Annotated in this window: 17 protein-coding genes and 1 tRNA gene; 2 read left to right on the forward strand and 16 right to left on the reverse strand. The window is 39.9% G+C overall.

Features of this window, described 5'->3' with window-relative positions; genetic code table 11:
* Positions 1-23: 23 nt before the first annotated feature.
* The 7 genes from spoVID to hemA form a co-directional block, all read right to left on the reverse strand.
* Positions 24-1,157, reverse strand: a complete 1,134-nt coding sequence (gene spoVID / locus L1999_RS22570) for a stage VI sporulation protein D (RefSeq protein ID WP_275677208.1) — start codon at positions 1,155-1,157, stop codon at positions 24-26.
* Between the two features lie 197 nt (positions 1,158-1,354).
* On the reverse strand, positions 1,355-2,641 hold the full coding sequence (hemL, locus tag L1999_RS22575; RefSeq protein ID WP_235740606.1) for a glutamate-1-semialdehyde 2,1-aminomutase: 1,287 nt from the start codon (positions 2,639-2,641) through the stop codon (positions 1,355-1,357).
* 24 nt (positions 2,642-2,665) lie between these two features.
* On the reverse strand, positions 2,666-3,646 hold the full coding sequence (gene hemB / locus L1999_RS22580; protein WP_235740607.1) for a porphobilinogen synthase: 981 nt from the start codon (positions 3,644-3,646) through the stop codon (positions 2,666-2,668).
* 251 nt (positions 3,647-3,897) lie between these two features.
* Positions 3,898-4,686, reverse strand: coding sequence for a uroporphyrinogen-III synthase (locus tag L1999_RS22585; protein WP_235740608.1), 789 nt, complete (start codon positions 4,684-4,686; stop codon positions 3,898-3,900).
* On the reverse strand, positions 4,679-5,617 hold the full coding sequence (hemC, locus tag L1999_RS22590) for a hydroxymethylbilane synthase (protein WP_235740609.1): 939 nt from the start codon (positions 5,615-5,617) through the stop codon (positions 4,679-4,681). Before hemC ends, L1999_RS22585 begins: the two co-directional genes overlap by 8 nt.
* Before the next feature lie 14 nt (positions 5,618-5,631).
* Entirely contained in the window at positions 5,632-6,465 is an 834-nt protein-coding gene (locus tag L1999_RS22595; RefSeq protein WP_235740610.1) for a cytochrome C assembly family protein, read from the reverse strand.
* A 12-nt stretch (positions 6,466-6,477) separates the two neighbouring features.
* Positions 6,478-7,821, reverse strand: coding sequence for a glutamyl-tRNA reductase (gene hemA, locus L1999_RS22600; RefSeq protein ID WP_235740611.1), 1,344 nt, complete (start codon positions 7,819-7,821; stop codon positions 6,478-6,480).
* Positions 7,822-8,104: 283 nt separating this feature from the next.
* Between hemA and L1999_RS22605 the strand changes: the two genes are divergently transcribed.
* On the forward strand, positions 8,105-8,593 hold the full coding sequence (locus L1999_RS22605; RefSeq protein WP_235740612.1) for a LiaI-LiaF-like domain-containing protein: 489 nt from the start codon (positions 8,105-8,107) through the stop codon (positions 8,591-8,593).
* 42 nt (positions 8,594-8,635) lie between these two features.
* On the opposite strand, the gene yihA is transcribed toward L1999_RS22605, so the two are convergent.
* The 9 genes from yihA to L1999_RS22650 all read right to left on the reverse strand — a co-directional run bounded on the left by yihA (position 8,636) and on the right by L1999_RS22650 (position 19,607).
* A complete protein-coding gene (yihA, locus tag L1999_RS22610) occupies positions 8,636-9,217 on the reverse strand; it encodes a ribosome biogenesis GTP-binding protein YihA/YsxC (RefSeq protein WP_235740613.1) in 582 nt (193 codons plus the stop codon).
* On the reverse strand, positions 9,214-11,541 hold the full coding sequence (lon, locus tag L1999_RS22615; RefSeq protein WP_235744433.1) for an endopeptidase La: 2,328 nt from the start codon (positions 11,539-11,541) through the stop codon (positions 9,214-9,216). The genes yihA and lon overlap by 4 nt, the downstream gene beginning before the upstream one ends.
* A 213-nt stretch (positions 11,542-11,754) precedes the next feature.
* On the reverse strand, positions 11,755-13,422 hold the full coding sequence (gene lonB / locus L1999_RS22620) for an ATP-dependent protease LonB (protein WP_235740614.1): 1,668 nt from the start codon (positions 13,420-13,422) through the stop codon (positions 11,755-11,757).
* Positions 13,423-13,714: 292 nt separating this feature from the next.
* Positions 13,715-14,974, reverse strand: coding sequence for an ATP-dependent protease ATP-binding subunit ClpX (gene clpX, locus L1999_RS22625; protein WP_235740615.1), 1,260 nt, complete (start codon positions 14,972-14,974; stop codon positions 13,715-13,717).
* A gap of 400 nt (positions 14,975-15,374) precedes the next feature.
* The gene (gene tig, locus L1999_RS22630; RefSeq protein WP_235740616.1) at positions 15,375-16,652 is read right to left on the reverse strand and encodes a trigger factor; all 1,278 of its coding nucleotides are present in this window, start codon (positions 16,650-16,652) and stop codon (positions 15,375-15,377) included.
* Positions 16,653-16,822: 170 nt separating this feature from the next.
* Positions 16,823-17,848: a tetratricopeptide repeat protein gene (locus tag L1999_RS22635; RefSeq protein ID WP_235740617.1), complete on the reverse strand. Its 1,026-nt coding sequence runs from the start codon at positions 17,846-17,848 to the stop codon at positions 16,823-16,825.
* 117 nt (positions 17,849-17,965) lie between these two features.
* Positions 17,966-18,042: transfer RNA gene (locus tag L1999_RS22640), tRNA-Arg, on the reverse strand.
* Between the two features lie 252 nt (positions 18,043-18,294).
* The gene (locus tag L1999_RS22645) at positions 18,295-18,501 is read right to left on the reverse strand and encodes a hypothetical protein (RefSeq protein WP_235740618.1); all 207 of its coding nucleotides are present in this window, start codon (positions 18,499-18,501) and stop codon (positions 18,295-18,297) included.
* A gap of 125 nt (positions 18,502-18,626) precedes the next feature.
* Complete coding sequence (locus L1999_RS22650) at positions 18,627-19,607, reverse strand: hypothetical protein (protein WP_235740619.1); 981 nt, start codon at positions 19,605-19,607, stop codon at positions 18,627-18,629.
* Between the two features lie 988 nt (positions 19,608-20,595).
* Here L1999_RS22650 and L1999_RS22655 point away from each other — a divergent pair.
* Positions 20,596-22,053 carry an LAGLIDADG family homing endonuclease gene (locus tag L1999_RS22655; protein ID WP_235740620.1) on the forward strand — a complete coding sequence of 486 codons (1,458 nt, stop codon included), beginning with the start codon at positions 20,596-20,598 and terminating at the stop codon, positions 22,051-22,053.
* The last annotated feature ends 391 nt before the right edge of the window (positions 22,054-22,444 follow it).

Raw genomic sequence — 22,444 nt, forward strand, 5'->3', positions numbered from 1 at the left:
AAAAACCCGCTCATCCTTTTTGTTTACCTGTTATTTTTTGCAAGTGTACCAGGGATATAAAGGACCTGGCCTTCATATACATCTTGATTTAGTTCAAGATTGTTCTCCCGAAGAAGGTTTGGCACGGAAACATCATAGCGGTCTGCTACACTAGCAACCGTATCCCCTTTTTGAACAATGCAAACCTTTAATTTCGTTTGGGCTGTTCGTTCATCTTTACGGCCAAAAAACTCGGTTAACGTCATGCTTTTCTTTTTAGCAGGTTTCTTCTTTTTCTGTGCTTTCGGCGGCGCCTCTTCTGATGAGGAAGATGAGCTTTCAACTTCAACTTCTGCAATTATCACTTCTTCATGGTGCTGCGGCGTATGTTCTTCCACCACGATAACCTCTGCCGTCGTTTCAACTGCTTCAGGCTGGCTGGCTTCATTTCTAGCCTCCTGAAGATTCCATGCAGGTGAATAATCTTCTTCCTCTTGTTCCTCGACTTGTGGCTGGTAGTTGAAGGTCGGGAATGTGGGTAAGATTTCCACAGGATCTTCTTCTTCCTGTGGTTTTCTTGCCTCTGCTTCAAACAAGAAGTTGTTTTCAAAGCTGCTATGAACCGCAGGTTGTTCTACTTCAACATCTGCTTCTTCCACTTCATAACGGTGAAGAACCTCATACTGCTGCTCTTCTTCTTGCTGTTGTTCTACAGGCTCATTTCCATATAACCCACTAATCGTCAATTCGGCGGAAAGCTTTAAGCAGCTGCGCTCAGGGATGGAATAATCAAATGATTCAACAAGGACATCGATATCATAAATACTTTGGATCCGGTTATTCGGAATGGTGATATCTACTGGGAAACGGTGTGAAAACTCACAAGATCCCGGCTCCTCCAGTTCAGCAACTCTCTCGACAAATTTTTGAGAGGTCACTGCCTCCTCTTCACTCACATCGCTTGCTTCGTAACTTTTATATTCGCCAGATAGTTCGAGCGAACCACGTATGGTTACGTACTGATCGTTTTCCTGGATGGTGATGTCCGGGTCTAGGGAAATGGACACGAGTTCCTCGACTTCCTGTCCTTTTCTAAACCACAATGACTCCTCCAAGGAAAATCGCAGGCACGATTGATTCTCTTGGGACAAAGCGACTCCTCCTTTCGTATCTTTCACGCAAAATCACTATGTCACTTACAACTTATGAGGAAGGTCTGTTTTTTATGATAAAAATGGAATTCTGACTTGAAAAAGAATTGTTTTGGATGGGGTTTTTATTCTGTTTGGCTGATTTTCCGGAGGGATTGGCTCTTTTCAGTTGATGAAGCAAAAAAATACACCCACTCCTAAAAAAGTGGGTGCAAAAAAAGCAATTATTTAAGTTTCGAGAAAGCAACCTCAGCTGCTTGAATGGTTTTTTCAATATCCTCATCAGAGTGCTCTGTTGATAGGAATAAGCCTTCAAACTGAGAAGGCGGTAAGAATACCCCTTGATTAGCCATTTCACGGTAATAGGCCGCAAAGAAGTCCAAATTAGACGTCTTAGCTTTTTCATAGTTAATGACCGCTTCATTCGTAAAGAAGAAACCAATCATCGAACCGGCACGGTTAAAGGTAATTGGAATATCATACTTTTCGGCCGCTGCTTCAAAGCCTTTCTGAAGCAGATCACCTTTACGGATAAATTCTTGATAGTGCTCTGGTGTAAGTTGGCTTAACGTTTCAAGTCCTGCTGTCATGGCAAGCGGGTTACCTGAAAGTGTCCCTGCTTGATAAATCGGACCGCTTGGGGCGATTTGCTGCATGATTTCAGCTTTTCCGCCGTAAGCACCAACAGGAAGTCCGCCGCCGATCACTTTTCCAAGGCATGTAATGTCAGGCGTTACATTAAAATAGCCCTGTGCACAGTTGAAACCGACACGGAAACCGGTCATGACTTCATCAAAAATGAGCAGAGAACCGTTAGCTGTTGTTAGTTCACGGAGACCTTCTAAGAAGCCTGGAAGCGGCGGTACAAGTCCCATGTTACCAGCAACAGGCTCGACGATAATACAAGCAATATCATCGCCAAATTGCTCAAACGCATATTGAACACTTTCAAGGTCATTATAAGGAACCGTAATGGTATTTTTGGCAATCCCCTCAGGAACACCTGGGCTGTCAGGCAGACCTAGTGTGGCTACTCCAGAACCTGCTTTAATCAACAATGAATCACCATGGCCATGATAGCAGCCTTCGAATTTTAGGATTTTATTACGGCCTGTATAGCCGCGTGCCAAACGAAGTGCACTCATGGTCGCCTCAGTTCCTGAGTTAACCATTCTGACTACTTCAATCGATGGGACACGCTCAATGACAAGCTTTGCTAGTTTCGTTTCTAACTCAGTTGGGGCTCCAAAACTTGTCCCTAATTCAGCTGTTTTTTTCAACGCCTCGACGACACGATCATTGGAGTGCCCTAAGATTAGCGGCCCCCATGAGAGAACATAATCAATATATTCATTGCCATCTATATCATAAATTTTTGACCCTTTGCCTCTTTCCATAAATATTGGGCTCATATTAACGGATTTAAAGGCACGAACCGGGCTGTTTACACCGCCAGGCATTAGGTTTTGGGCTTCTTTAAATGCTTCAATCGATTTTGTATACGAACGCATTCTATTCCCTCATTTCAGAAATTGTTAATTCTCTTCTTTTAACCAACGGCAGGCATCTTTTGCATGATAGGTAATAATTAAATCTGCACCTGCTCGCTTCATGCCTACTAACATTTCCATTACGGTATTTCTCTCGTCAATCCAGCCATTTTGCGCTGCCGCTTTAATCATCGCATACTCACCGCTCACGTTATAAATAACGACAGGCAGATTAAAGTTGTTTTTCACATCACGAACGATGTCAAGATATGGCATCCCAGGTTTCACAATTAAGAAATCAGCGCCTTCTGCGACATCGGACTCTGCTTCTCTAAATGCTTCCATGCGATTCGCAGGATCCATTTGATACGTCTTCCGATCTCCGAATTGCGGTGCGCCCTCAGCAGCTTCACGGAATGGTCCGTAGAAGGCAGACGCATATTTAACAGCGTATGACATGATCGGAATCTCGGTAAAACCAGCCTCATCTAATCCTGCACGAATCGCCGCTACGAAACCATCCATCATGTTAGAAGGAGCAATAATATCGGCACCTGCTTTCGCTTGGGCTACTGCAGTTTTTACGAGTAGATCAAGTGATTGGTCGTTAAGGATTTTGTCCCCTTCCACCATTCCGCAGTGACCATGGTCGGTATATTCACATAGGCATGTATCTGCCACGATGATGATATCTGGGAAGTTTTCCTTTATGTAACGGGTTGCGACTTGAACGATTCCATGGTCATGGAAAGCTTGCGTGCCGCATGCGTCCTTTGTGGTTGGAATTCCGAACAAAAGTACGGACTTGATTCCGTGTGCGACGATATCTTCCATTTCAGCCTGAAGGTTGTCCATTGATACTTGAAAGACACCAGGCATGGAGGAGACTTCTTTACGGATATTTTCGCCTTCATAAATAAACAACGGATAAATGAAGTCATCGGGTCTTAAATGATTTTCTCTCACAAGTGCGCGCATATTCGCACTTGTCCGTAGTCGGCGGTGACGTTGAAATTGAAGTTCCATTCTATTTATACCTCCAAAAGTTTAAAATTAAATTTAAATTTGTTACTGGCGGATCACGTTGGGTTTGTGGCGGATAGACACAGCTCTCTGGCGTATCGCCGCCGGTTACTGGCGGATAAAAAAAATTACTGGCGAAGGTCCCGGTTATTGGCGGATAACATCTCGTTTGTGGCGGATTACGCAGCTCTCTGGCGCATCGCCGCCGGTTACTGGCGGATAGCCCACGTCTACTGGCGCACAGCCCCTGTTACTCACCCGCCAGTCAACCCTCTACCCTCAAGATAAGCAATCGTGCTCTCAATCATATCCTTTACGGTATAGTGATCCGGTGAAGCATGAACCGTTAGCCCATATTCAAGCAGTTTTTTTTCCGAAACAGGTCCGATACAACCGATTATACATTTTTTCAACTGCTCCTCCAAACCATACTCCTTCACGACCTCCATGAGGTGATCCACAGTCGAAGGACTTGTAAACAAGAGAATATTTAATTCATTCTTTGCCAGCATCTGGGCCAGCTTCAAGCGGCTTTCCTCTGGCATATACGTCTCATAAATAACCACTTCATCGACCTGTGCCCCTGCCGTGGTTAAAGAAGTTGCGATATACTCCCGAGCCAAGTTCCCTTTTGGGAGCAGAACCTTAGTATGTGCATCGACATGTGGCAGAAACTCCTCGACAAACACCTCCGCCACATAAGCTGAAGGGACAAATGCCGGGTGAATCCCCCTCTCCTGAAGGACCTCGGCCGTTTTCTTTCCGATTACCGCCGTTTTAGGCAGTTCAGCCGCATCCCGGTCGCAAAACGAAAAAAAGGTCTCAACCGTGACGTTACTCGTAAAAATGATCCAATCGTATGTATGAAGGGCCTCCAAACAATCTTCAAGGCGTTGATTTTTTTCAATCGGCCGAAAAGCAAGTAGAGGGATTTCAACCGGAATCCCTCCATACCTCTCGACTAGCCGAGAAAATGATTTTGCTTGATTCTTTCCTCTAGGAACTAGAACAGTTTTATCAAGCAAAGCGTGAGGTTTACTCACGGCCTTCAAGCTCCCGTTTTACTTTTTCAATCAGGTCCTTGGCTCCTTTTTTAATTAATAAATCCGCAGCCTGATCTCCGAGTTTTTCTGGATTTTGTCCGCGAAGCTCTTCTCGGTAAATCACTTGACCTTCTGGTGAGCCGACTAACACATTTAAAACTACTTCATCATTTTCATCTACTTGAGCAAATCCAGCAATCGGCACCTGGCAGCCGCCCTCCATTTTTTGAAGGAACGCCCGTTCAGCACGAACCGCTTTTTCTGTTTTTTTACAAGTGAATTTCTCAAAAAGGTCTAGCAGTTCTTGGTCGTCCTCACGGCATTCAATCGATAGTGCGCCTTGCCCCACTGCAGGTACACAGATATCGGCATCAATAAATTCCGTTACAACTTCCTTAGCCCAGCCTAGGCGGGATAAACCTGCCGCCGCTAGAATAATTGCATCGTATTCACCTGATTCTAACTTTTCTAGTCTCGTATCGACATTACCACGAATCCATTTAATTTCTAAATCAGGTCGAGCCGCTAGCAGCTGGGCACTGCGGCGCAGACTGCTTGTTCCGATGATTGCGCCCGGCTTTAAATCATTTAATTTCACATGGTCCTTTGAAATCAAGGCGTCACGATGATCCTCACGGAATGGAATGCAGCCGATTGTTAACCCTTCTGGCAGAACAGCAGGCATATCTTTCATACTATGAACGGCCATATCAATCTCTTTATCAAGCATAGCTTGTTCGATTTCTTTTACAAATAACCCTTTACCGCCAACCTTCGAAAGGGTAACGTCTTGGATTTTATCACCTTTTGTGACGATTTCTTTTACTTCAAATTCGAATTTGGGGTTTAATTGCTTAAGCTGGTCGATAACCCAATTTGTTTGTGTTAATGCCAGTTTACTTCGTCTAGAACCAACAATAATTTTTCTCATGATTGCCTCCTAAGTTATGCATACCATAAATGAAATGACGATAATCTTCCAAATAGAAAAAAGTTTATAAAAACGATTAAAAAGGACGCTGTATTCCAAATCGCCAATTTTCTCCCGGAGAGATTTTTTACGATTCGCAGGTATAAATAAATGCTATAGGCTGAAAGTAACAGGAATGAACCAATAATCTTCATATCGTACCACGGCATTCCTGGAACCTTTAAAAATGCCCACTGGAGGCCTAAAATCAGACTGAGAAGCAGCATCGGAACGCCTATGACAGCAAGTATGTAGGATAATCTTTCGAGTTTTTCTAAATCTGCCAGCCTGATCAAACGCGCTCCCCATTTTTTTCGTTTCAACAAATCATATTGAAGTAAATATAAAGATGAAAAAACAAAGGATAGGGAAAATGCCCCGTATGAAAGAATGGCCATTGTAATGTGAATTAACAGCAGTTCCGACACAAGCCTGGTTGCCAGAGTATGAGAATGGTATTGCATTGGGACAAATGTATGAATGGCCATAACAGTAAATCCGAGTATATTGGTGAAAAAGACGATGAAATCGACACGTAATAAGTGATTGATAACTATCGACAATGTGACTAATACCCAGGCATAAAAATAGAGTCCCTCGAAAATCGTTAGTACAGGGAACCTGCCTGTTTTGGTCATATATAAAAAGAGAAAGACCGTTTGCAATATCCAAACAACTGCAAGTAACCAGAAAGCAATTCGGTTTGCCTTCCGGTTATGGTGAATGAAGTCGAAAAAATATAACAACACACTGAAGGCATATAGAACAACTGTAAATTCGTGAAGCCTTGTCAAAAGAGTGTTAAACATAGCAACGACTCCTTATGACTGAAAAGAAGCCTGAACTTCTCCAACCGGCAATTTAATCGTTTTGGCTTCTTTCCTATGCTGCTCCTGAACAAGCCCTTCAATATTAAAGATCTTCATAAACAAATCCATTGCTTGATCTGCATCCGGTCTTGCCGCCAATTCTTTTGCTTGTAAAATTGGATCCTTTAAGAGCTGATTAATAATACTCTTTGTATGTTTATTTAGGACTTTAAGATCATGTTCGCTTAGGCTTGGCAGTTTCCGTTCAAGACTACCCATCGTTTCTGCTTGAATCGCTAGTGCTTTTTCCCGCAGTGCAGAGATAACAGGAACTACTCCAAGCGTGCCGAGCCACTGTTTAAACTCAACAATTTCCTTTTCGATCATGAGCATGATTTTCGCTGCAGCTTTTTGACGCTCCTGCAAGTTTGCTTCGACAATGCCTTCTAAATCGTCAATATCATATAAAAAGACATTTTCAAGTTCAGCTATTCTTGGGTCTAAGTCACGAGGTACCGCAATATCGACCATAAATAACGGTTTCCCTTTGCGCTTTTTCTCGACTTTTGCGATTAATTCTTTTGAAATTACTAACTCCTTGGCACCTGTTGAACTAATTAGGATATCAGCCTCTGTTAGTGATTTCTCTAATTCACTCACATTTCGTGCCTGACCGTCAAAACGGCTTGCAAGCATCTGGGCTTTTTCGAACGTACGATTAATCACGGTTACCTGTTTTACCCCATTGCCGTGTAAGTTCTGGGCAGCTAGTTCACCCATTTTTCCAGCACCAAAGATTAAAACATGCTTATTCTCAAGTGATCCGAAAATTTTCTTTGCAAGTTCAACCGCTGCATAGCTGACAGAAACGGCATTAGCACCAATATCAGTATCAGAATGTGCACGTTTTGCCAAGGTAATCGCTTGTTTAAACAGGTGTTTAAACACGGAACCGATCGTTTCCTCCTGTTGTGCTAATAAGAAGCTTGTTCGTACCTGTCCGAGAATTTGTGTTTCTCCTAGAACCATGGAGTTTAGTCCACATGTTACATTGAATAAGTGATCTACTGCCCCATCATCCTCATTGACAAAGAGAAACGGCGAAAATTCTGCCTGCTCCACTCCGAACCATTCGGACAGAAATTCCTTAATATAATAACGGCCTGTATGAAGCTGATCCACAACCGCATAAATTTCTGTACGATTACATGTCGACAAGATGATATTTTCTAGGATGCTCTTTTTGGCATTTAATTGTTTAATCGCATCCACAAGATCGGTTTCGTTGAATGTCAACCGCTCACGGATTTCAACAGGGGCAGTTTTATAGTTAAGACCGATGACTACTATATGCATTTGTAAATTACACCCCCAAAGAGTTTACAGTATTAACTAGTAAAATTATATCACGAGCAATTTCGACTTTTGCTCGAAAAATGTGAACATAAAATGAAACAATATGCTAATATATAATAAACTCGCGTATGAATACCGAGCCGATATAGTAACTTTACCATCGTTTCCTTTACATATTCTTAACGTGATGAATAAATAAGATTTCTAACATACTTCCTTATGTACAGTACCAAAAAAATAGAATAGATTCAAGTGAACCTTACTGGAAGTGGTGGTGTTTTTAATGAAAAGTCAACGAATTTTCCCTGGGATTATCTTAATTGGCTTCGGGGCTTATTTTTTACTACAGCAGACAGGCATTACTCTTTTTCAACAATTTTATACATGGCCGACATTACTGATTATTGTCGGGGTTGCTTTTTTGGGTCAAGGGTATTCTGCAAGGGAATATGATGCGATTCTCCCTGGGATCATCATGAGTGGATTTGGCCTGCATTTTCACCTATCAGGACATCTTGCCTTTTGGCCTACAAATACGATTGGAATGCTGATTTTAATTATTTCAGTAGGCTTTTTCCTTCGTTTTCAAAAAACCAACTCGGGTCTGTTTCAAGCCTTTCTTTTTCTCATTATAGCGGTACTGTTGCTGTTTTATGATAAAATTGCCAGCTATTTTGGCCTGCTGCAAAACGGAATGAATTTCGTTTGGAAATTTTGGCCTGCCCTTTTAATTGTTATTGGTATCTATTTTTTACTAAAAAAGAAAAAATAACCGCCTTGAGCAGAGAAACTGCCTAGGCGGTTATTTTTTTACTTACATATAACTATGCAAAATCGACCAGGCTTGATCTTTGCCTTCGCCTGTTTCTGATGAAAAAACAACAATTTGGTCGTTTTTATCTAGTTCTAATGTCTCGCGGGTTACTTTTAAATGTTTCTGCCATTTCCCCTTAGGGATTTTATCCGCTTTTGTCGCAATGATGACACAGGGAATGCCATAATGTTTTAGGAAATCATACATCATCACATCGTCAGTGGTTGGCGGATGGCGCAAATCAACGATTAAAACAGCTGCCTTAAGCTGTTCCCTCGTCGTGAAGTAAGTTTCAATCATCCTTCCCCACGCCGCCCGTTCAGACTTTGAAACTTTTGCATACCCATAACCTGGTACATCGACAAAATGTAAAATTTCATTAATCAAGTAAAAGTTCAATGTCTGCGTTTTACCTGGCTTAGAGGAAATCCGAGCTAAGCCCTTACGGTTCAGCATTTTATTAATAAAGGAAGACTTCCCAACATTCGAGCGGCCGGCAAGTGCAAACTCCGGCAGCTCGGTTTCCGGATATTGTTCCGGCTTTACCGCACTAATCACAATCTCAGAACTTACAACCTTCATCGGACGCCACCTTCTAGAAGGGCACGCTTCAATACTTCATCCACATGGGCAACAGGGACAAATTCCAACTCGTTCCGAACACTTTCAGGAATATCATCAATATCTTTGACATTATCTTTAGGCATAATGATTGTTTTCAAACCGGCACGATGGGCACTAAGCGATTTTTCCTTCAAGCCGCCAATTGGAAGAACTCGGCCTCTCAACGTGATTTCACCTGTCATTCCCACTTCACGACGGATTGGTTTGCCGGTTAAGGCCGAAACTAGTGCGGTTGCCATCGTAATTCCTGCAGATGGACCATCTTTAGGGACCGCACCTTCTGGAACATGGATATGAATATCATTTTTTTCATGGAAGTCTTCGGCAATCCCAAGCTCGCCTGCTTTTGAACGAACATAACTAAAAGCTGCTTGAGCCGATTCTTTCATAACATCACCAAGTTTACCCGTTAAAACTAGTTTTCCTTTACCAGGAGATAAAGAAACTTCAATTTGCAGGGTATCGCCGCCAACAGTTGTATAAGCTAATCCAGTTGCTACGCCGACTTGATCCTCGGATTCTGCCATGCCGTAATGGAACCTTGGTTTTCCTAGGAACTCTTCCACATTCTTCTCGGTAATAACGACACGCTTTTTCTCGCCGGCAACAATAATTTTGGCCGTTTTGCGGCAAATCGTTGCCATTTGACGTTCAAGACTACGAACACCCGCTTCACGGGTATAGTATCGAACGACTTTCAAAATCGCATCATCACGAACTTGCAGTATTCCTTTTGAAAGGCCATTTTCTTTTATTTGCTTCGGAAGCAAATGATCACGGCAAATATGAACTTTTTCAATTTCCGTATAGCCTTCAATTGTAATGATCTCCATTCGATCTAGAAGCGGACCTGGCACGGTTGACAAGTTATTCGCTGTCGCGATAAACATAACCTTCGATAAATCATAGGTTTCTTCAATATAATGATCGCTGAAATTATGGTTTTGTTCAGGGTCTAATACTTCCAGCATGGCACTTGATGGGTCACCTCGGAAGTCACTCGACATTTTATCAATTTCATCTAGTAAGAAAACAGGATTGATCGTCCCTGCTTTTTTCATTCCTTGGATAATCCGGCCTGGCATTGCTCCGACATACGTTCTGCGATGACCGCGGATTTCGGATTCATCACGAACACCGCCAAGCGAAACTCGGACAAAATTCCGATTCAGCGAGGTCGCAATCGAACGGGCCAAACTAGTTTTCCCCACACCAGGAGGTCCTGCCAGACAAAGGATTGGGCCCTTGATTGAATTAGTCAGTTTTTGCACCGCTAAGTATTCAAGCACACGTTCCTTCACCTTTTCAAGTCCATAATGGTCCTCATTTAAAATCCTTTCAGCACGAAGAATATCGATATCATCCTCCGTCTTATTTGTCCATGGAAGGGCAATCAGCCAGTCAATATAATTACGAATGACTGCACTTTCAGCAGAACTTGCTGGGACCTTCTCATAACGGTCTAGTTCTTTCAATGCGGCTTTTTTAGTATGCTCTGGCATGCCTGCCTCTTCAATTTTTTTCGTAAGGTCTGCGATTTCACCGGTTTTTCCTTCTTTATCGCCTAATTCCTTTTGAATCGCCTTCATTTGCTCACGAAGGTAGTATTCTTTTTGCGTCCTCTCCATCGAGCGTTTCACCCGTTGACCAATCTTTTTCTCAAGATTCAGGACTTCTTTTTCATTATGAATGGTATCAATAACGCGGTTAACACGCTGTTTAATATCAATCATTTCGAGAATTTCTTGTTTTTCTTTTAACTTGATTGGCAAATGTGAGGCAATCAAATCGGCCATCCGCCCTGGTTCTTCAATATCGGCAACGGTTGCATAGGTTTCGGCTGATATCTTTTTCGATAATTTTATGTATTGCTCAAAATAATCCAGCATCGTTCTCATCAAGGCTTGATCTTCTACATCTTTCGTATCTGGGTCCTCGTAGGTAACGATACTAACGGAGTAATAATCATCTTCATCATAAAAAGAAACCACTTCTGCCCTATTTAATCCTTCTACTAATACGCGAATGGTACCATTAGGAAGCTTTAACATTTGCTTCACCTTTGTCAATGTACCTAATTTGTATAAATCCTCTTCCGCGGGTTCATCAATGGAAACATCCTTTTGTGTGGTTAAAAATATCAAATGGTCATCTACCATTGCTTTTTCGAGTGCCTGAACCGATCTCTCACGGCCTACATCCAAATGAAGAACCATTGTCGGATAGACCAGCAAGCCTCTAAGCGGCAGGAGGGGGACGAGCAATTCATTCTGTTTCGCCATCATACTGCACCTCCACATGCAAAATCCTTATTTTTCTACTGCTGAGCAGAATAGTCTTTGTTGTACAATTCTATCTCATTTGGTTTTTCGTGTCTATTTTTAGAGAGTGTACGCTGTTTCTTTTTCAATATAATTATTTTCCCCAATCAAGACATTTTCTTTCTCATAAAAAAAACTTCGGTTTGATTATATTGCCAAACCGAAGTTTTTATACTAGATGGACTCTTTTTTTGTTAATTCAATGGAAGCAGGTATAGCCTCATTTTGTTGAAAGGAGTTTACCAAGGCAATATCAAAAACTTGTTGAAGGTGGGTAACCGTAACAATGTTGATCCCTTTTATTTCATTTAAGATCGTTTGCATATTTTCTTCTGGTATAATAACGGTTTTAGCCCCAGCTTTTAGCGCAGCCTTTACCTTTGGATAGACACCGCCGATTGGCTTTACATTACCGTGAATACTAATTTCTCCTGTCATGGCCACTGTGTTGTCAATTGGAATCTTGTAAATGGCGGAATAAATGCCTGTCGCCATCGCAATCCCTGCCGAAGGACCATCGATCGGCACACCGCCTGGAAAATTGACATGAATATCATAATCGTTAGCTGGCACTCCCATCGACCGCAAGACGGTAATAACGTTTTCAATTGAACCGCGCGCCATACTCTTGCGCCGGATCGATTTGCCTTGACCGCCGATACTTTCTTCTTCCACAATACCTGTAATATTAATCGAGCCCTTTTCTTTTGCTGGAATGACCGTTACCTCAATTTCAAGCAAAGCACCTGAGTTTGGTCCATAAACAGCTAAGCCGTTAACCAACCCAATGTGTGATATGTCATTAATTTTTCTTTCCATTCTTGGTGTCATCTGACTGGAATGAATGACCCACTCGATATCTTCATCTTTTAGATAGCTCCGGTCTTCGGTAATGGCAAGACCAGCAGCAATTTGGATCATATTGACCGTTTCCCGGCCATTTCTTGCATATGTAGAAAGTGTGTTAACAGCATTTTCGCTTATTTCCATATTCACTTTATCAGCCGCTTTTTTTGCCACGGTTATAATCTCTTCTTGATTTAAATCGCGAAAGAATACTTCCATACAGCGTGAGCGTATCGCCGGGGGTATTTCACTTGGTGTTCTGGTTGTGGCCCCGATTAGCCGAAAGTCTGCCGGAAGGCCGTTTTTAAAAATATCATGAATGTGTGTTGGAATCTGTGTATTTTCTTCATGATAATAAGCACTTTCAAGAAAAACTTTCCGATCTTCTAACACCTTCAACAGCTTGTTCATTTGAATCGGATGTAATTCACCAATTTCATCAATAAACAGGACCCCTCCATGTGCATTGGTGACTGCTCCCTGCTTTGGCTGGGGAATCCCTGCTTGTCCCATTGCCCCGGCACCCTGATAAATCGGGTCATGAACGGAGCCTATTAGCGGATCGGCGATTCCTCTTTCATCAAATCGAGCGGTTGTTGCATCTAACTCAATAAAGACAGATTTTGGTTTAAATGGTGATTTTGCATTCTTTTTGGCTTCCTCAAGGACGAGGCGGGCAGCAGCTGTTTTTCCAACTCCCGGAGGTCCATAAATAATTACATGCTGCGGGTTTGGACCACATAAAGCTGCTTTTAATGATTTTATACCATCTTCTTGGCCTACAATATCATTAAAACTTGTAGGACGAACTTTTTCAGATAACGGTTCTGTTAAGGAGATCGATCTCATTTTGCGCAGTTGTTCCATCTCTTTCCGGGATTCCCGGTCAATGGACACTTTTTGGGTCCGCTGGCTCCTCAATAAATTCCAAAAATACAGCCCGATGATAATACCAAAAAACAGCTGTATAAATAAAGCAATCCCCGTCCAACTCATATCTTTCCCTCCTACAACTAATACTCATCTATAGTAAGAAGTATTTCCTTTAGACTGGCGGAATAAACCAACAATGTAAAAACAAATCGTAGTTGGAAAAAGGGGGGTTATCTGTCTTTGGCTCATTTTTTTCGATTATTGGCTGATTTTCTAGGTTATTAGGCTGATTTCCCATGGGTATTGGCTGATAATTTATGAGTATTGGCTCATTTTTCGTTAAGATTGGCTATTTTAACAATTTATGGATAATACCAACAAAAAAGACCCAGCTTTGCAGCCAGGTCTCACTTCGTTATGCTGATTTTTCCTCAACAATAACAGTACCATCTTCAAGAACTAACTTCGGTACGCTATTTTCGGAAACTGTTTCTTTTGTAATAATACATTTCGTAATATCCTCACGTGAAGGAAGATCAAACATGACATCCAACATAATTCCTTCAATAATTGAACGTAAACCACGGGCACCCGTCTTGCGTTCGATTGCTTTTTTCGCAATTTCAGTGAGAGCACCTTCTTCAAATTCAAGCTCCACTTCATCGATTTCAAGCATCTTTTGGTACTGCTTAACAAGTGCATTCTTTGGTTTAGTTAATATTTCAATTAAGGCTGCCTCGTCTAATTGCTCAAGACTCGCAATAACTGGAAGACGTCCAATAAATTCTGGAATTAATCCAAAACGTAGTAAGTCTTCAGGCAATACCTTGGATAGAAGCTCTTTTTGGTCAATATCAACTTGCTTGACATCTGACCCGAAGCCAATTACTTTCTGGCCTAAACGGCGTTTGATAATGGGTTCAATCCCATCGAATGCACCACCGCAAATAAACAAGATATTCGTCGTGTCAATTTGGATAAATTCTTGATGCGGATGCTTTCTTCCACCTTGTGGCGGAACGCTTGCAACAGTACCCTCAAGAATTTTTAATAGTGCTTGTTGAACACCTTCACCGGAAACATCTCTTGTTATCGATGGATTCTCCGATTTACGGGCAATTTTATCGATTTCATCGATGTAAATGATTCCTTTTTCGGCCTTTTCGACATCGTAATCTGCTGCTTGAATTAATTTTAAAAGAATATTTTCTACGTCTTCCCCTACGTAACCTGCCTCCGTAAGTGAGGTTGCATCTGCAATCGCAAACGGTACATTTAAGATACGTGCCAAGGTTTGCGCTAATAACGTCTTACCTGATCCAGTAGGTCCAATCATACAGATGTTACTCTTTGAAAGTTCAACATCATCGATTTTACTATTAGAATTGATACGCTTATAGTGGTTATAAACCGCTACTGACAGCGATTTTTTCGCCTGATCCTGTCCAATAACGTACTCCTTCAAAATCTCACAGATTTCTTTTGGCTTTGGTACGTCTTTGAATTCTACTTCTTCTTCTGTTCCTAGTTCTTCTTCCACAATCTCTGTGCAAAGCTCGATGCATTCATCACATATATATACTCCCGGCCCGGCAACTAATTTACGAACTTGATCCTGTGTTTTGCCACAGAAGGAACACTTTAACTGTCCTTTTTCATCATTAAATTTAAACAATTCTTTCACCCCTTAACACGTGTTAAAACCCCATTGAAGCTCGTGAATTACACAAACAAAGTCCGAGTTTTTTCTCTACTTTTAATGGTATGTATTTTGCATTGTAACACATTTGACTATTGGACTGGAAATAAAACGCTTTATCGATTATGTTTTCTTTTTTCTCGTTTTTGTTTGTGGAATTCGAAAAAACATATGTACTCCATTAATCTTAACCATAATTTTAAAAAATAAATCTTAAAACGCTATGGAAATATTTATTCGCTATTGACTGCGCTTTTTCCTTCCAATAATTTGTGGAATCTTTAAAAAGGTTTCCCTGTCCTTATTATAATATGTAATGGAAGAAAAGTATAAAACAAGGCACGATAAAAATCGCGCCTTGTCCAAAAATTCACTATTATTTCTTATTTTCAACTAAGAAATTAACTGCTTTTTGAAGTTGAAGGTCAGCTTTAATGCCATCAACGCCGCCAAGAGCTTGTTTAATGGTATCAACCGGCATATTGTACATACCAGCCATTCTTTCAAGTTCAGCGTCCACATCTTCATCTGTTACTTCAAGATTTTCTGCTTTAGCAATTGCTTCAAGTGTTAAATTCATTTTTACACGTTTTCCAGCATCTTCTTTCATTTGTTCACGAAGAGCGTTCTCGTCTTGACCTGAGAACTGGAAGTAAAGTTCAAGGTTCATACCTTGCATTTGCAGGCGTTGTTCAAACTCTTGAAGCATGCGGTTTACTTCAGTCGTAACCAATACTTCTGGAATTTCAACTTCTGCATTTTCAGCAGCTTTTTCCACTACTGTATCACGTAGGTTGTGTTCTGCCTCATGCTTTTTGCTGTCTTCTAAACGAGTTTTGATTTTTTCTTTTAACGCCTCTAAAGTTTCAACTTCTTCGTCTACATCTTTAGCAAACTCGTCATCTAATTCAGGAAGTTCTTTTCCTTTGATTTCATGAACAGTTACTTTGAATACCGCTAGTTTACCAGCAAGCTCTGCCGCATGGTATTCTTCTGGGAAAGTAACTTCAACATCTTTAGATTCGCCAGCTTTTACCCCTACTAATTGCTCTTCGAAACCTGGGATGAAAGAACCTGAACCTAACTCTAATGAATGATTTTCAGCTTTTCCACCTTCGAATGCTTCGCCATCAACGAAACCTTCAAAGTCGATGACAACTGTATCACCATTTACAGCAGCGCTGTCTTCTTTAACAACAAGTTCAGCTTGACGTTCTTGCATTGTTTTTAATTCGTTTGCAACATCTTCATCTGTTACAGTGGTATCAATTTCTTCTACTTCTAAGCCTTTGTACTCGCCTAATTTAACTTCAGGCTTCACTTGTACAGTTGCTTTGAAAATAAGTTCTTTGCCTTTTTCCATTTGATCGATATCGATATCTGGACGGTCGATTGGTTCGATTCCTGTTTCGTCAATTGCATTTCCGTATGCTTCTGGAAGAAGGATATCTAATGCATCTTGGTAAAGAGCTTCTACACCGAAACGTTTTTCAAACATGCCACGCGGCATTTTTCCTTTACGGAAACCTGGAACGTTTACTTGCTTAACCACTTTTTGAAATGCCGCGTCTAGGCCTTTGTTTACCTCTTCAGCACTTACTTCAACAGTAAGGACACCGCGGTTGCCTTCTAATTTTTCCCATTTTGCTGTCATACCTATTTTCCCTCCAACAAATCTATTCTCATTTCATTCGATAACGAATTTGAGTCGAAAAATGTCTTGTCGAACAAGCAATTTTTCCATTTTTAAATGTAAAATATAGTTTTTTACACAATGCAACCCCTACATTATAACATAGGTTCGTCTTCTTTCAACAGCAAGACCTAAATATTAGGATAAGAAATTTTCTCAATAGTCTCTATTTGCTCTCTTGCTTTCTCGATTTCAGAGGGTTCAGCACCGTAATCTCCTGCAATTTCGCCAAATTCCGGGTCCATTCCCAAATATTCTTGTGCGAGCATGTCAAAAGCTGCAGCCCAAGCTTCTGAGGAATTTGGTTCAAGTTCAAACGGATAACAAATAAAAAATAGTCTATCAACCATATTAATCGCATTTTCATATAGACCTGGATTTTTACTTTCTACTTGTTTTGCAAGCAATGCCTTTACCTCTAGCATTTTAGGCTGTTCCCTTACGTCAGGGAGCTGTATAGGACTGAACTGTTTTACAAAAGCAAATTTTTCTACGATGATTTCTCGATCTATTTCTTGTTCCTTTAATAGATTTAAAATGATTGTTTTAATAAATGGATGACCCGCCTCGGACTTTAGGTAGTCTGCCATTTCATCAAGATAAGGACGGATATTTTTGTCCGCCAAATTGGCTATAAGGAGCATTTGCTCGTTAATACTATCGATCGAGAGGAGGTTTAGGGATGGAAGATCTAAGTCTTCTTCCTCCTGTTCTGCATCTTGCTGGTCATGTCCCTCTGCCATCCGCCGGCTAAATTGCAAAATCGTTAAAAAATGGTCATGCTTCTCAGGGGGGATTTCCCTTTCATCTAAGAGCGCTTCAATGGTTGTGACAATTTCCCGATATTCATGCAGCTGGATAAGGACAGTCAAATAAAGATCGACCATCTGAAAATAATCGCCTATGCCTTTTAATAGCATCTCATTTGCCAGTACTTTCGCTTTCTTAAAAGCACCTGCTTCAAAATAGGCCAGGACAAGCCCGATTAAAATGTTTTCATTATCAGGGTCAAGCTCCCGCGCTTCTTCTAATAGGGGGATCGCTTCATGAAATTTTTTCTTTTCAAGACTTTCCAGACCTTTGTCCGCTAATCGTTTGTCTAGTCCGGGGAAGAAGATAATATTATCTTTTCGTTTGACTTGTTCCCGTTTTTTCATAAAATCCGTCCTTCGGTATGTAGTAAAAAATAGTGTAGCATAATTTGGAAACAAAAAAAACTCACCACATTGGTGAGTTGAGCTTTTAGTATGTAGTTTGACTTTGGTACAAGAAAATGGCGTCCCAGGAGAGATTCGAACTCCCGACCGTACGCTTAGAAGGCGTATGCTCTATCCGGCTGAGCTACTGGGACAAACCGCTATATGAACGCATTTTGAAACGGGCACTGATACGGTCATTTGGCGAACTTTCGACCGTTTCATTATAACACGGTATATATAAGGAAGAAAAGTCGCTAAAATATGATATTAACGTAATAAAAAGGAGTGGACGTTAAATCCACTCAACAAAACTTGGAAGACGCAATAATCCTGCCTTTGTTAAATTACGATATTTGACACACACTTAACGGGTCCAATAAACGTAAAATCACTTTCTTCACGGATTATCGGCTTTCCATAAACGCTCCTTCATTAGCCACAGGAACACCAAGTTCCATTACGCCAGCATATCGTCCATCTTCGAATGTTAACAGCAATCCGAAATCCTTGGGCTGCTTACGGACGACATATACATCTGAATACTGATAGCTAATAACCTTTAGCCACGAATTTGAACGTTTGCCGACTTCATAAGGTGAGTCATTACGCATAAAGGGTAAAGCATATTATACATGGCTAATGCATTTATTCGATAATATCCGAGTTGTCACTAGTGACTTTAGCATCAAATTAGAATCTGTAATATACCCCTATTTTGCTAGATAATCATGGTAAACTATTGATTTTCTACTGGAAATAACACAGGATATATGCCAGCGTGTTTATTGAGTATTGCCTCAGTTCTTGTATCTTTTTCTTGCTTTGTATAGCTAAAAGACATTATTCTAGCAAGTAAGTTAAGACCACCAGCTGCCATACAGATTTCATTTATACTTTTTTCTCTATATTCAGGATGTTCTAATAAAAAAGCATTAATTTCCGGAGAATTACTGAAATTTTGTACGGTAATTTGGTTATCTAAGCAATAGTTTTTATGCATTTCAATAAAAGATTTATCATCATATTTAATGATGTAAATAGATTTTTCTAAATCATTATCCGGCTGTTGTGCAATGCAGCTATCATCCATTTGTGGCGACATTGAAAGACCAGTTGCTTTAAAACAAAAAACGGAGAAAACTTCTGAACCAGCCCGACTATCAAAGTCATGGTCACTCATGTATACACGTCCATTATCGATTCTTTCGTTTTTGTAATATAAATTCAATATGTACAGAGCCCCCATCGCATGAAGCAAGTTCTCAATATTTGCTTTTTTCAATGAATTCCTTCGGTCATGCTTAACTGCTTGATATGCTTGTTTCCACTTGCTCCCGCTTGTTCCACGCTTATTAGCTTTATGCAATGGAGTTAAAATCTTATTCGCTTCATTTGTAAAGTAAAAATTTGTAGCAGAAAGTACTATTTGTTTCTTACATAGTTTCCAATTCTGTTCTAACAGTTCAATGCAATCAGTATCAAAATATAAATCCCTCGGCTTTCCGTCTACATCAGCAGGAGATATATTACCACCAAGCTCACAATACAGATCTTTTGAAATAGCTTCTATTTCTACTGCACAGCGAACAATCAAATCAGCAATATGCATAGAATACACATTAAGTTGCTCGTCAGCAAAATGAATATAATCAGCCAATTTCAAAAATTCTTTCTCTAAGTTTTTGTATACCGGCCAAAACAAATTTAATTTATTCATAGCTTCACCCCCCCAATATTTTCTAGTTTATAGTAGTATTTTACCATACTAATTAAATAGATGATGAACTAGTTTACATAAAAAAAGATTGCCATAAGACGATCCCTATACATTTTTATTTAACATTTCTATTAAGCTACCATAACTTTTTCAACGTTCCTTTTACTAGTTTCCAAGTATAATCTTCCTTTTGAACATAATATACGTAATGGTTCTTGTGGTTCGTTTGTTCCCATCCCTCAGTTATTGCAATATCACCTTCTAACACGATACCGTTTGTGTAATTGGTAGCGTCAATTGAATCTATTGTATTTACATTGTGCATAGATAGACATTAATGTTCGTCAATTCCAAGACAACTGTCAAAAAAATATGTGAGTTTAGCTCTATCCTTTTCTTGGGCATAGAAGAGATTGATCATAAAAAAAACCGTCATAACGACGATCATGATTCTTTTATCTTCAATTCGGAAAAATGAACCAGTTTAATATTGTGATTGCGGTCCCCTTCTTTGACAATCTCACAGTAACCAGATGCGTATTGAATAAGTAAAATATAATCTTTTTCTTTGGTATCTAACAGGCATTTTCGTCATCTCGAAGATACACACATCTAATCATTTTTTCTTGATTGTAACTGTTTGTAATCACTATGTCTGTAGATGTTCTGTGTCATTATCACTTGTACTGTAGCACCCCCGAGTTTTCTAATCTGAAAAAAATTTTCAAAAAGGATTTGGCTGATTAGAACAACTGATTTCATAGAAACGGAGGGCGTTCTACTGTCGGCTCGTAAAGTTCCGAGATTTGACGTCCATATGTGCGTTACACCAGGCATACTCCAATATGGAATGCCCCCTTCGTTTGTGATACTGTGCCTCCTTGACCAAGAACTACAATACTCACTAGTTAATATTTTTGTAGATGTAAATTGAAGGGTCATTTATAATAATGTTCATAAAATCTGGTAATACGGGGTGGATAGGATAATGCCCGGAAAAAAAGGGTCGGTACACGCAAAGCTCACAACAATGTTATATAACGGAATCTTAGTTGATGCGAAAATGTGTAATCAATGTAGGATTGTAAAGCCACTGGATCATTTTTATAAAGCTCCGAAAGGAATTGGAAAGCGTAGACCTAAATGTATTGCATGTATGTCTCCATCCGGTAGAAAAAATACTAAATTAAATATAATTGAAGAAAACGGAGTTATACTTCAAGCTAAACAATGCAAGATATGTCAAGAAGTTTTACCTCTTAATCACTTTTATAAGGGAAAAGGTGCTGGGGGAAAAGTTCCTAACTGTAAAAAATGTATTAGTAAAAAAGAATCAGAAGAACGGAAATTAAGAGCAGTAGAGCGACAGAAAATACGGGATATTGATAATACAGAGATTTTCTTAAAGGATGAATATTCCGACTCATGGACGATGAGAGAAGGCTTTCCTCGAGCTTTACCTAATGAACAACATAAAGAAAATTGTGACTTATATAAGGTTACAACATTGGAGGGATTTGAAGTTCTAATACCTTCAACTATTCTGGTAAAAGTAATTACAAAACAAACACGAGATAAACAATACTCATGTTGGAAGCCAGTCATAAATTTAAAAATTGGGGAGAAAATCTCCCTAATTAATTTAAGAAACTTGCAACCTTGGAAAGGTAACGGGACTCTTGAGCAAGGTTGGCTCATTGGAGAAGTACTTGGTGATGGTGGATTATCAGGGGAAAGTAATTACGCTTATTTATCATTTTGGGGAGAAACCCAAAATGCCCTTCGTGAAATTTCAATTGAGCGAATAAAAAAACAATTAGGTGCCCGATCAGATTTAACTGGGATTTATATCGAATCACGTGATAAAACAACTATCCAATCTTCAAGATTAACTCAATTGGCTCAAGTATTTGGATTGGAAGAAACTAAAGAAATTACGCCACAAATGGAAATTGCATCTTATAAATTTTATTGTGGGATATTAAGAGGCCTTTTTGATAGTGATGGCTCTGTTCAAGGAACACAGGAAAAAGGAATAAGTGTACGTTTAAGCCAATCAAATTTTCCTTTTCTTCAAAAAGCACAAAGAATGCTACTTCGATTAGGAATTGTTTCTACTTTATATGCCAATCGGAGGGAAGCAGGTTACCGACCTTTGCCAGATGGAAAAGGAGGTAGTAAATTATATTTTTGTCAATCCCAACATGAATTAGTAATATCTAATGATAATATATTAAGGTTTAGGGATTTGGTTGGTTTTGAAGAACCAGAAAAAAGCCATGACTTAAACAACCTAATAGATAGTTTTAAAAGGATGCCCAATAGAGAACGATTTGTTACACGAGTAAAGGAGATAAAACTTGAAAAGCAGCAAGCTGTTACCTACCCAAACTACATATTCGAAGGCATATTCGATATAAATGGAATATTGGTACGAGACAAATAACTTTTACAGTCTCTTTCAAATTTTCCGTTCTCCCAAACTGTTTCACAACTTAAAAGTATTGGCACCAAAGTGCTGAATCGACTTTTTCAAGGTATAAGGGGATGTCATAACTTAGTTTCATAAGTGAAAGGGTTATCCGATGACATATGGCTAAACCGAGTTGATACTTGGAGCTAATAGTTGAACGTAGTTGCCTCGAGGAACATTGAGTTCATCAATCTAAAGTGATAATTCTTATTGACATGCTATGTAGCATTAAACGATGTAATAAACTTCGCTAACGCTCAGTTGAATCCTGCTTAGAACAGTCTTCACATAATATACAAGTTTATATTTATTTGATGTTACTGAAGCTGATAAGCTTTGGTTACATCACCGAGCCGTCAGGTGA

The organism is Neobacillus drentensis, assembly GCF_021560175.1.
Lineage (GTDB): Bacteria > Bacillota > Bacilli > Bacillales > Cytobacillaceae > Neobacillus > Neobacillus drentensis_A.